This window comes from Treponema denticola, assembly GCF_024181605.1.
In the GTDB taxonomy this organism is placed as follows: domain Bacteria; phylum Spirochaetota; class Spirochaetia; order Treponematales; family Treponemataceae; genus Treponema_B; species Treponema_B denticola_B.
Genome location: NZ_CP054477.1, coordinates 2,574,903 through 2,586,483, shown reverse-complemented (window position 1 = coordinate 2,586,483; position 11,581 = coordinate 2,574,903). Strand labels below are relative to the sequence as shown.

Below are 11,581 nucleotides of genomic sequence, written 5' to 3'. Positions count from 1 at the left end.
TAGTTTAGGCTGATAATTAAAAAGCTGTCCAAGTTTAATATGCTTGGGCAGCTTTTTTTCTTAAAAATTTATTTTGTCAAAACCCAGTCCGCTGCATTATGATTTATTGTTACCTGAGAAATCCGTCTAATCATTTTTGTAGGAGTTATATTTGCTTGTACTGCATTTAAAATATCTCCATCAGGCTGCCATAAACCGGCTTCGGCAGCTTCCAATGCAGCTCGTTCAATTTCAGGCCTTCCCCATTCCTCATCCTTGGGATTCCTAAACAAAACGGCATCCTGTAAACCCTCATTTTGACTTGTTCTAATAAGAACGGCATTCGTTCTTTTCGGCTGAAACTTTTGCAGCTTAGCCCAAAAACAAAAAGCCTTTTCTCCCGGCTCAAGAGCATTACAAGCATCGGCGGAAACTAAAATACCGTCTTCAGGCATTGAACCGTCCAGAGGTAAATACCAATAGAATACAATTATATTTCCTGCTTCTACCTCAAAAGCAGGAAACACATAGTCCGGTTCTTTTGAGTTCCCCGCATTTACAAGACTTACCCCAAATAAGTTTCCGCTTTTTTTTACGATGAATCTTATAAAGCCCTCTTTAGATGCGGAGCCTAGCTTTAAAGAAGAAAAAGACAGCTCTGCAGGCCTAGTGTTTGCTCCCTTAAAGGGAAGCTCAAAATCAAGAAATTGATTTTGAACTTTAACCTTTCCGCATATTTTAAAATCCTCGCCTATCTCAAAGCTTGCACTGGGCTTAATCTTAAAAACGGAAAGATCTCCGTTCTTAGCCTTATAAGCCTTGTCCTGCGAAAAATCGGCGGCTTCAATCTCTTCAACAGTACACAAAATTTCTTCGGGTAAATTTCCTTTTAAAGCATAAGCTTGGAGACTGACAACACGCCCTTCAAAAATAAGAGTTATCTCATTATTTGGGGACTGCTCAAATTCTTTGAGAGTAATGCTCTCATTATACCCAAGAAAAATTGAAACAAAGCCCGGCTGTTCAATCATTCCGCTGCAAGAAGCACATAAACTCAAAACCAACAAAACAGGTAAAAAAAATCTTTTTTTCATAAAAGACCTCCTACCTATCTTGTATGTTTTTTTTAGCCTTTATAGTAAAATTTTAAAATATTTCTTAAAATCCAATAAGTTTTTTTGAGATACCCTAAATTCTTGTAATTACAGACTCAAAGGGACGTAAAATCTTCTGTTGAGGGTTAAAGTTTCTATAATTAAATAGAATCGGAAGACCTCTGACCTCTTCCCTTATCTTCTGAGCCTTGCCTGACATATTGGAAACAATAAAAAAAGTTTTATCGTCTTTTTTGCGATAATATGCAAAAATATCCTTTCCCAAATCCGCAAATTCTATATCTCCGAACTGTAAGGTTTCTTCCTCATTTCTTAAGGCTATCAGTTTCTTATAATAATTAAAGCAGGAATCAGGCTCGGAAAGATTCTTTTTTACATTTATTTCTTTATATTTTTCGTTAAGCCGGAGCCAAGGCTTTACGGTACAAAAGCCACCGTTTTCGGAATCATCCCAAGGTATGGGAGTTCTTGCATGGTCCCGGGCATAGTTCATGGTCATTTTAAATGCCCGTTTTTTACCGAATTTAAGACGGCGGAGGGTGTCATAAATATTCTTTGTGGCTATATCGTCAATTTCATCCATGCTCTTAAAATCGGTATTGGTAAGCCCGATTTCCTCTCCTTGATAAATAAAGGGGGTTCCTTTTTGGGTTAAAAGAACCGTTGCAAGCATTTTGACGCTTTCTTTGTAGTATTTTCCCTCATCCCCAAACCGCGAAACGGAACGCACCTGATCGTGATTTTCAAAGAAAAGAGGAGTCCACGGCATTTTAGTCTGCCATTTTTTTAGGATTTTAATCATTCGGAAAGGCTTATATTTCCGTTTTAAAACCGGAATTTGAAACCAGCAGTCTACCCCGGTGTGATGTTCAAAAGGAAAAACAAGAGTCAATTCATCTTGAATAAAATCTTTAGCTTCTTCTAAAGAAACGTCCATAGTTTCGCCTACTGTAAAGGCATTGTAGGGTTTTAGGACATCTCTATTTAATTCTTTTAGAATATCATGGCAGCCCTTTTGAGAAAGATAAAACTCTTTACCTGTTTTAATCCTTCTTTTTTTTGCATCTTCATAAGAAGTTTTATAAATGCAGTTTATAACATCGCAACGGAAGCCGGCAACACCCATATCCAGCCAAAACTTCAATATCTTTTTTACTTCTTCAATCACCGCGGGATTGTTATAGTTTAGATCGGGCTGATTTTCGGTAAAAAGATGAAGATAATAGAGTCCGTTTTCTTCGCAATACTTCCATGCAGAACCTAAAAAAAGGCTGTCCCAGTTATTGGGAGGCAGCTTTTTACCCTTTACAAGCCTAGGTTCTTTCCACACATAATAATTATGGTAGGGCGATTCGGGATTTTTAGATTCTATAAACCATCTATGCTGATCGCTTGTATGGTTTATAACCAAGTCCATCACAATCTTTATATCGAGTTTATCCGCTTCTTTTAATAGAGCCTTAAAGTCATCCATGGTGCCGAATTTGGGGTTTATATCGCAATAATCGGAAACATCATAGCCGTTATCATAATCGGAGGATGCGGTTACGGGAGAAAGCCAAATTGCCCCTATACCCAGTTCCTTTAAATAAGGCAATTTTGAAATAATACCCTGAATATCTCCCATCCCGTCATTGTTTACATCACAAAAACTTCTAGGATATATCTGATAAAAAACCCTTTTATTCCACCATTCCATACATCTTCTCCTAAATAAATTTTATCTAACTTATATTCTAATTGTTTTTTATTATTTGTCTATATTTAAGGGGTATATATTTCAAAAAGATATAGAGAATATGCGGGCTCTTGACAGTATGTATATTGTAGTATAGTATAGCTCCATAGACATTTGCAAAGTTTTTAAGAAGGGCGGAATTTTTCTTAAAGACTTTAAATAAAAATATTTAAGTGTCTATAAGGAGATATTAATGAAAAATAAAAAAATTTTTACAGTTGTACTTTTGTTGGCAGCAGCAGCTTTGTTGTTTAGTTCTTGTGCTTTTAAAATGAATACTGCACAAAAAGCACATTATGAAGCGTTTATATCCGGTCTTGAAAGGGGAGCTAAAGATAATCCAATGCCTGCACAAGTTGTAAAGGAAGGGCTTGATCTTGCCAATGACGGAGCTGCAACATTAAATTATAAAATTGTGGATAAAAAACCCGGCACAGATATCGCAAAAGGTACAAAAGCAGCTGAATTAAGAAAACGCTTTGTACCCAAGAAAAAGTAAATTTATCCCGTCCTTCGATGGGGCTTTTTTTTACTTCCTGAGCCTGACTCCCTCAATGTCCGAGCTGAACAGCTCTCGCAAATCGTTTAAGCCAAGAGCCATAAGGGCCATTCGGTCAATGCCTATTCCCCAAGCCAATACGGGAACATCAACTCCCATTGTTCTCGATACTTCGGGGCGAAGGATGCCTGAGCCGCCAAGCTCGAACCAGCCTAAAACGGGGTGTTTTATATGCACTTCAATCGAAGGTTCGGTAAAGGGGAAATAACCGCCGACATATTTAACCTCAGTAGCACCGGCTATTTCAACGGCAAACATTTTGAGGATGCCTAAAAGGGTTTTTAAATTAACATCATTGCCTAAAACTATTCCTTCTGTTTGATAAAAGTCGGACAAGTGGGTAGCATCCACCTTATCGTACCGGAAACATCGGGCTATGCCGAAATATTTGCCGGGTATTTTAGCCTTTGCAAGCTGATGGGCTGAAAGAACCGTGCCTTGACTTCTGAGTAAGAGGCGTTTTGTAAAATTCCTGTCAAAGGAATAATTCCAACCTCGGCTTCCTGTGTTTCCGCCTGTTTCGTGGGTTTCGGCAACGCGGGATAAAAAAGGTTCTTCAATACTCTTTGCATGAGTCGGATTTTTTATGTAGTAAACGTCATGAATATCGCGGGCTGCATGGAATTGGGGCATAAAAAGAGCGTCCGAGTTCCAAAAATCGGTTTCTACGAGCGGACCGTCAAATTCTTCAAAGCCCAAACCTACGAGTTTGTCCTTTACTCCCTCCAAAAAATCGCAATAGGGATTCGTCCTTCCCGAAATTATACGGGCAGGCGGGAGATTTATATTGTAGCTTCTAAATGTTTGATTTTTCCAGCTTCCGGTTTTTAAGCTCTCGGCTGTAAGCTGTCCCGTTTCATCGCCAGTAATCCCCTCTGCTTCAAGCTCTTTTTGAAGAGAAGGAACATCGTCAGTAAACCCGTAAACAACCGAATCCCGCTCTACAATCTTATAGGGACTGTCGGCAGCTCCGCGTTTTTTTGCAATTGAGTTGATAATCTCGCGTTCTTCATCATCAAGATCTTCTTCAGCTATGATATGACCTTCGGTTTTAAGGCCTTTTTTCAACAATTCGACGGTTATCTTAAAGCGTTTTGACTGCGGTTCTTGCACAAAGGAAGCCTTTTTTTCTTCATTCATCTTGACGGCACCTTCTTTTGAAAGAATACCGAAGGCCGAACCTACATCCTTATTTTCCAGATTAAGGGCTTCAGCAATTTCAGGAAGCTTAAGCTCGCCTTTTTCTTTTAAAAGCTGTAAAATTCTTTGTTCCGGAGTGCCGTGTTCGGCAAAATCTGTTCCAATATTTGTAAGCTCAAAAAATATGTGCTTTTTGCGGTCGGTTTCTTTTATTAAGCCCTTCATTTTAAGCCATGAGAAAACCTGATTTGCATGGCCTTCCTTATATGCAAGTTTAAGCTCAAGTTTTTTGTTATCAAGATACTCGCCTATTTTAAAATTTTTTAAAACTTTAATCTCAAGAGGATGCAGATTTTTGATAATGCTTTTGATGTCCATATTTACTCCGAAATTCATCTAAAAAGATAAAGGATTATAGCATATTTTCAATTTTTTGTACACAATTTTGATTATATAATTTTTTAGGTCTTTACAAAAAATCGTACTTATTATATAATATCATGTCGGTTGTGTGCTAAATAATTGGGCGTAAAAAACCGATAAAAGAAAGACAGTATCTGTAATTTTAGAATGTTTATTTGTACTTTTTATTATTTAATTATGGTATAGTCAGAAGAGGAGTTTAAAGTGTCAAGAACACGAACATATAAACGCGCAGAAAATAACTTAGTACGCTATTTTAATGAGCTTTTTAAGGCTTTTTGCACGAGCGTGTCTAAGGGTGTAATGAAATTCATCAACGGCGGACGTAAAAAACTTACAGTAATGGTTGTTCCGCATTCTCAAAAGAGAATTGTAAATTTTCAGGCAAGTATTTTTTCACTTGTTTTTGTATCAATTCTTCTTGTAGGTGTTTTAGCTTCATTTTTTTGGTTTGCAGCCGAATCTGTAGCTTCTGCCAGAAAACTGGCCAACCTAAAGGAAGAAACACGTAAAACTCAAGCCAGCCTTAACGTTTTAAAGAATGAAACCAATGACCTTTTAAAAAATGCAAAGAATTTTCAATCCACTCTTTCTTCTACATTAACATCACTGGGTTTACAGTCCATTATGGAAACAGGTACTGAAAACGATGATTCAAGCGACCTTTCACTCCTGTTTAACGTGCAAGAACAAGCCCAAGGAACGGCAAGAGAAGTAAGCGAGCTTAAAAAACTTTCAGCCTATTTACAGGACACCATCCAACCCGTACAGGAAATGGCAAAACTGATGGACACTCAAACAGCCCTCTTTTCGGATATTCCGAGTCTTTGGCCCATTAAGGGCGGCATCGGGCATATCACGATGGCCTTCGGTCAAAACCGCCATCCTTTTACCGGACAATGGTATATTCATACCGGTATAGACCTTGCGACAGGCCGCTCCGGCGACCCGATTATGGCTACGGCTGACGGACAGGTTATTACGGTAGAAACGGATCCGGGCTGGGGTAACTATATTATTATAAAACATAAACATGGTTTCTTTACAAGATACGCTCACCTAAGCTCATTTAGGGTTACACGAGGACAGCATGTACAAAAGGGACAGGTAATAGGCTATATAGGCAATACAGGTATATCTACCGGCCCCCACTTACACTATGAGGTTCACATAGGTTCCGACGTCGTAGATCCTATGAAATATCTTAACATAAAAAATACCGGAAGAAAAAAATAGTCATGGCTGATTTTATTGACGATATTTCCATAAACACAATCATAGGCCCGGGAAGCTTTGTAAACGGAAGTTTAAGTGTACCCGGATTTTTACGTGTAGACGGAGATATAAACGGAGACATAAAAACCCCCGGAAGAGTTATAATTGCAGAGAATGCAAGAGTCCGAGGAAACATACATGCCAAGTCGATAACCATAGGCGGAATGGTTCAAGGCGATGTTATAGCTCCGGAAAGCGTAGTCGTCCTGTCAACCGGCCTTATTTTAGGCTCGGTTTTGACAAAAAAAATACGCTTAGATGACGATGTTTTTTTACACGGCTACTGCTTTGCAATAGATAATCAGGCCGAATTTGAGAAGGCGGAAAAAGAATACAAAAACAGGCAGGGCCTTGCGGCTTCTGCTCTTGTACATTCCAGGTGAGGTTAAATTATGGGAAACTCCGTGGATACAAGCAACTATGTTTCCGCTCTTAATACCGCCGCACCTCTAATAGCAAAAGATTCACACATTCAAAAAAATCAAGCGCGAAAAACGGAAAATACCAAAGTAAAAAAACAAAAAACTTTTTTAGACACAATTTTGGATAGCAATATTCAAGAAGCCGAAGAATCCTATTACGAAAAAAGACTGGAAGGTCTTAATCCTGAAGAAAGAAAAAAAGCTGTAGACGATATTTTAGCCGACTTGCAGGACGAGGTTTATTCCAGTGGAGCTAATCTGGCCGAAAACGTAAATGCGGAAACAATAAATAAATATAAAAAAGCAGTCAAAAGCTTTGTAAACTTTGCACTGCAACATTCACTTAATGTAAAAGCTGTAACTTCAGGCGGTTTAAATCCGCTAAAACAGCGTAATTATGTAATAGTAAAAGTTATTGATGAAAAAATAGACAAACTAACACAGGAACTTTTATTCAATCAACTTGAAAAACTGCAAATTTTAGCTAAACTGGATGAAATAAAAGGTCTTTTAGTCAACTTGACTACATAGGCGGGGTAATAATGAATTATGACATTAACGAAAATATAGAAGATATCGAATCTCTTGAAGACAAAGATCAAAGCCCTGTAAAAATGAGCTCAAATCCCAACGATTTTCCTCAACCTCTATATGAGCTTAATTTGGATTACTCAAAAGAAAGCTTTTATGCGACAGCTGATAAACATCAAGAATTTAAAACAGGAGACTTTGTTCTTGTACCTACACGGTATGGTAATGATGCGGCCCGCTTCGGAGGTCCTGTCAAGGCTCCCATCAATGCAAATCCCGATGATGTTGTAAAAATTATTCGAAAAATAAATGCTGAAGAAGAGAGCATATTAGAGGAAAACAACAAAAAAGAAAAAGAAGCTGCCAAGATTTTTAAAGAAAAGGTTGCCCTAAATAACTTGGAAATGAAGTTTATAGGCTGCCATTTTTTGCTTGATGAACCTAAGGTCTTATTCTTTTTCAGTGCCGATACTCGGATTGATTTTAGAAAATTGGTCAAAGATCTTGTTTCCGTTTTTAAAATAAGAGTTGAATTAAGGCAAATCGGCGTTAGGGATGAATCCCGCATTATAGGAGGCCTCGGCTGCTGCGGACGGCCCTATTGCTGTCATAATGTAACCGATAAACTTAAACCCGTTTCTATAAAAATGGCAAAGGAGCAAAACCTATCGCTCAATTCATCAAAAATATCGGGACAGTGCGGAAGGTTATTATGCTGCCTTTCTTACGAATATGATTGGTATGCAGAGGCTAGGAGATTAATGCCGCCTGAAGGCGCAAGATTCCCATATGACGGCACAACCTTTAAGATTACCGAGGTAAACCTTCTTACCCAAATGGTCTCCTTATTGGGAGAAGACGGACGAATCCTTTCTCTGCCCTCAAAGCGTGTGGTCAATATCGGAGGAAAATGGCAAGTAAGATAAACTATTTGCCGGAGCCTTCTTCCGTTATACCAAGTTTTTTTAAATAGGCATAAAGCTTATCTGCTGTATGCTTGCTGATTGCATGTTCCATTTCGCAAGCGTCCTTATCTGCAATTTCATAATCTACATTAAGAACTTGAGTTAAAAAAGTTCTAAGTGCATTGTGCCTGGTGCGGACATCTTTTGCAATCGCTCTGCCTTTTTTTGTTAAAGTGATTGTTCCGTAAGGTTCTTGCTCTATATATCCATCCTCTTTTAGTCCTCCAAGCGATTTATTAACACTTGCCCGAGAAACATTCAATGCCCTTGCAACATCAATTGATCTTACCTGCTCATCAATCAAAGATAAGTCGTAAATCCGCTCGAGATAATCTTCTTTTGAAGAAGTAATGGTTCCTGTTACATGTATTCTTTTATTCATGTCTAACATTATACACTATTTCCTTTGACAAAACAAGGAGTTTTTTGTATCATATCAAAAGAATATTTGTTCTAACTTTATGTTCCGGCGGCAAGATAGAAATATGTTAAAATCAAAAAAAAATATACTGTTATTTATCTTTTTAATTTTTATAAATTTTCAATCCTTTTCTCACCCGCATATGTGGTTTACCAGCTCTCTTGAGGTCGTTTTTGCAGGAAAAACATTAAAAGGAGCCTATGTTACATGGACCTTTGATAGATTTTTTAGTGCGGATATTATAAGCGGTTATGACTTAAACGGAGACGGCGTATTTAGTGCAGCGGAAACGGCTGATGTATATGAAAATGCTTTTAGTTATACTGAAAATTACTACTATTTTACATTTATAAGGCAGGGAGAAAAGCGTACAAGTCCCGACCATATTGAAAAGACTTCCTTTTCCGTTTGGCAAAATAAGGGGATTGTAAGTTACCGCTTTTTTATAGACTTAAGCGGGTTTAAGGGGCAGGAAATATTTTTAGCCTGTTACGATTATACTTTCTTTTGTGACATAAGTTATCCTGAAAACAAAGCTGTTAAATTCATATATGACAAGAGTTTAATAATCCCTTCATACTCTATTATTGAAAATAAAAACTATCCTGTTTACTATGACCCTCTGGGAGCGATGGATGATAATAGAATATATTATAAGTGGGCACCCGGCCTTAATACCTATTATCCAAAAGAGGTAAGAATCAGGTTTTAAAACGCTTATGAAAAAAAAAGGTATTTTTGTTATTCTTTTTATTCTTAATCTCACCTTGCTATCTGCAAAGCTGTCTGCAAATCCCTTTACGGGAAAAAAGAATTCACCGACGCCGGTATATCAGGGTCAGCCTTCAGAAAATATTTTAAAGGGGCAGCGTATTTTAAACCAAAAGCTGGGAGATTATATAAGCACTTGGAAAGAAAATAAAAATTTTGATGTTTTATTGCCCATTCTGGCTCTTTCATTTTTATACGGCTTGGTACATGCGGCAGGTCCGGGACACCGTAAAACGATTATATTCTCGTTTTACCTTACAAAAGAATCAAACCGCTTAGAACCTCTTTTTACAGGCCTTGCTTTAGCAGGAATGCATGGAGGAGCAGCCATAGTCCTAATGCTTATTTTTAAAGGACTTTCGGGAGCAATCCTCTCACGCTCAAATGATGCAATGATATACATGGAAGGAATCTCCTTTTTAATCTTAATAATCTTATCCCTTTACGGAATAATCGATGCAATAAAGGACATAAATACAAAAAAATATTCAAACCATAAAAAGCTTAAACTTGGAGCACTTTTAATAAGCGGTATTTATCCTTGTCCGGCAGCAATGCTTGTTTTGGTTTTGGCTGTAAGCCTCGATATTTTGGTTTTAGGTATCTTTGCAGCAATAGCTATGTCCATAGGTATGAGTATTCCGATAATAGCTTCGGGATATTTGGCTTGGGCCGGAAGAACGAGCCTTTTTTACAAATTAAAGGGAAAAGAAAGGATTGTCGGCCTGATAGGTTCTATCCTTCAAATCGGAGCTTATAGCTTTTTACTCTACATTTCTGTCAAAACGGCCTTGCCTTTTATTCTAAGTTTGTTTAGAATATTAAAATAGAATTTATTTTGTTGGAGTTAATATGAAATCTATAAATCTTATGAGAATTTGTCTATTTGTCTTTTTTGTGCTTTTTCTTACAAGCTGTTCAAGCGTACAAAAGGATTGGAAAACAGACGGTTCAACTATCGAAAAGGACATAACCTCATCAAAAAAACAGGGACTCATGTTCTTTAGTGCCTCCGATACGGATCCGCAAAGTAAGAACTTATTGGAAAATGTTTTTACGGACAGCTTATTTTCAAAAATAAATAAGGATTTTATTTTTTATAATATAGATATAGTAAAAGAAAACCGCTCAGTTGATTCGGTCCAATTGGAAAAAAACTATGTTCTTTTTTCCGATTATAATATTACCCAAGTACCCTATCTTTGCTTGATGAATGAACATGGAGATGTTTACCATTCAGATATAATTCCTGAACAAGTTAATAATTCCTCTTCATTTTTAGAGTATCTGAATAAGCTAAAAGAAAAGGGGCTAACCGTAGAAAATTTACGAAAAAACATAAATGAGGTAAGCGGACCTGAAAAAACAAGGGCTATAAACGCATTTTTTGATAAAATTTATCTTGTAGATTCCGAAAAATACCGTCCTCTTTTTGATGAGGGCATAGCAAGCGACCCTTCGAATGAAAGCAGCTTATTAGGTTCATTTATACTTGCCAAAACCAGCCTAAACATCGAACCCTTGTTTAAACAGCAAAAATACACGGAAATAATAGCCGAGTTAAAAAAGGTCTTAGAAACAGGTTTTTTAACTCCCGAAGAAGAGCAGCTTACATTGTGCAATATAGCTTCATTTTATTCCCGCCTGCCGAATTCTTCAATAAAAACGATAATCGAGCATCTCGAAGCGGCCTTAAAAAAAGCTCCTAATTCTTTTAGGGCTAAAACAATAAAAGAGGATATTGAATACTTAAAAGCTAAGAATTAAATGCTTATATCCACCAAACTTGAAACAGCTTCCTGTTTGGCGAAGGCTTTTGATGTATAACTGTAATTCGGGTTTATAGATATCATCTCTTGACGTAAATCGGCCATTCTCGACTGCAAAAGCTCTCGGTTTTTTTGGTTTTGGTCCAAGACTTGAGATTGAAGTTTATTGAGATCTGATTTGAGCCTTACAACCTCGGTATCGTCCTTGTCGGGCATACCTAAGCGGTACATTTCTTCTATAGGGTCTATTACCTTTTGAATTGTAAAAATATCCCCTATTATTGACTGCTCCAACTCCGTGTGATGCACAAGAGCATCTATATTTTCCTCGTGGATACTGCGTTCCTGAGTTTCAAGAACAACAAGATAATCGCTGAATTTTTTTCTTTGTTCTTGTAAAAGAGCCTTAAACCTTTTAAGAACAGCCACCCTCTGATCTATTTCTTGACGGCTTAATGTTTTCTTCATAAGAG

13 protein-coding genes are annotated in these 11,581 nt (G+C 37.4%); 8 read left to right on the top strand and 5 right to left on the bottom strand.

The window, feature by feature from the left end; all coding sequences use genetic code 11:
• Window positions 1–68 precede the first annotated feature (68 nt).
• Window positions 69–1,073, bottom strand: coding sequence for a lipoprotein TP_1001-related protein (locus E4N80_RS12185; RefSeq protein WP_253699437.1), 1,005 nt, complete (start codon window positions 1,071–1,073; stop codon window positions 69–71).
• 94 nt (window positions 1,074–1,167) lie between these two features.
• On the bottom strand, window positions 1,168–2,793 hold the full coding sequence (locus E4N80_RS12180; protein WP_253699436.1) for an alpha-glucosidase: 1,626 nt from the start codon (window positions 2,791–2,793) through the stop codon (window positions 1,168–1,170).
• Window positions 2,794–3,025: 232 nt separating this feature from the next.
• Here E4N80_RS12180 and E4N80_RS12175 point away from each other — a divergent pair, with 232 nt between their 5' ends.
• Entirely contained in the window at window positions 3,026–3,331 is a 306-nt protein-coding gene (locus tag E4N80_RS12175; RefSeq protein ID WP_253699435.1) for a hypothetical protein, read from the top strand.
• A 30-nt stretch (window positions 3,332–3,361) separates the two neighbouring features.
• Here the strand turns inward: E4N80_RS12175 and pheS are convergent, their stop codons facing one another.
• The gene (gene pheS / locus E4N80_RS12170; protein WP_253699434.1) at window positions 3,362–4,909 is read right to left on the bottom strand and encodes a phenylalanine--tRNA ligase subunit alpha; all 1,548 of its coding nucleotides are present in this window, start codon (window positions 4,907–4,909) and stop codon (window positions 3,362–3,364) included.
• Between the two features lie 249 nt (window positions 4,910–5,158).
• On the opposite strand from pheS, the gene E4N80_RS12165 reads away from it, so the two are divergent.
• Genes E4N80_RS12165 through E4N80_RS12150 form a run of 4 tightly spaced genes read left to right on the top strand, consistent with a single transcriptional unit; the run spans window position 5,159 to window position 8,108 of the window.
• Window positions 5,159–6,190 carry a M23 family metallopeptidase gene (locus tag E4N80_RS12165; protein ID WP_253699433.1) on the top strand — a complete coding sequence of 344 codons (1,032 nt, stop codon included), beginning with the start codon at window positions 5,159–5,161 and terminating at the stop codon, window positions 6,188–6,190.
• A gap of 2 nt (window positions 6,191–6,192) precedes the next feature.
• The gene (locus E4N80_RS12160; protein ID WP_010689276.1) at window positions 6,193–6,612 is read left to right on the top strand and encodes a bactofilin family protein; all 420 of its coding nucleotides are present in this window, start codon (window positions 6,193–6,195) and stop codon (window positions 6,610–6,612) included.
• 9 nt (window positions 6,613–6,621) lie between these two features.
• A complete protein-coding gene (locus tag E4N80_RS12155; protein WP_253699432.1) occupies window positions 6,622–7,182 on the top strand; it encodes a YaaR family protein in 561 nt (186 codons plus the stop codon).
• 11 nt (window positions 7,183–7,193) lie between these two features.
• Complete coding sequence (locus E4N80_RS12150) at window positions 7,194–8,108, top strand: PSP1 domain-containing protein (RefSeq protein ID WP_253699431.1); 915 nt, start codon at window positions 7,194–7,196, stop codon at window positions 8,106–8,108.
• A gap of 1 nt (window position 8,109) precedes the next feature.
• Here the strand turns inward: E4N80_RS12150 and E4N80_RS12145 are convergent, their stop codons facing one another.
• Entirely contained in the window at window positions 8,110–8,529 is a 420-nt protein-coding gene (locus E4N80_RS12145) for a metal-dependent transcriptional regulator (protein ID WP_253699430.1), read from the bottom strand.
• A 103-nt stretch (window positions 8,530–8,632) separates the two neighbouring features.
• On the opposite strand from E4N80_RS12145, the gene E4N80_RS12140 reads away from it, so the two are divergent.
• The 3 genes from E4N80_RS12140 to E4N80_RS12130 are packed head-to-tail and all read left to right on the top strand — an operon-like array spanning window position 8,633 to window position 11,106.
• Window positions 8,633–9,280, top strand: coding sequence for a DUF1007 family protein (locus E4N80_RS12140; RefSeq protein ID WP_253699429.1), 648 nt, complete (start codon window positions 8,633–8,635; stop codon window positions 9,278–9,280).
• A 7-nt stretch (window positions 9,281–9,287) separates the two neighbouring features.
• A complete protein-coding gene (locus E4N80_RS12135; protein ID WP_253699428.1) occupies window positions 9,288–10,169 on the top strand; it encodes a nickel/cobalt transporter in 882 nt (293 codons plus the stop codon).
• 22 nt (window positions 10,170–10,191) lie between these two features.
• The gene (locus E4N80_RS12130; RefSeq protein WP_253699427.1) at window positions 10,192–11,106 is read left to right on the top strand and encodes a thioredoxin fold domain-containing protein; all 915 of its coding nucleotides are present in this window, start codon (window positions 10,192–10,194) and stop codon (window positions 11,104–11,106) included.
• Here E4N80_RS12130 and E4N80_RS12125 read toward each other — a convergent pair.
• Window positions 11,103–11,576 (bottom strand): flagellar biosynthesis protein FlgN, encoded by a 474-nt coding sequence (locus E4N80_RS12125; RefSeq protein ID WP_253699426.1) that lies wholly within the window; start codon window positions 11,574–11,576, stop codon window positions 11,103–11,105. The two genes, E4N80_RS12130 and E4N80_RS12125, sit on opposite strands and share 4 nt — an antisense overlap.
• Window positions 11,577–11,581 lie beyond the last annotated feature (5 nt).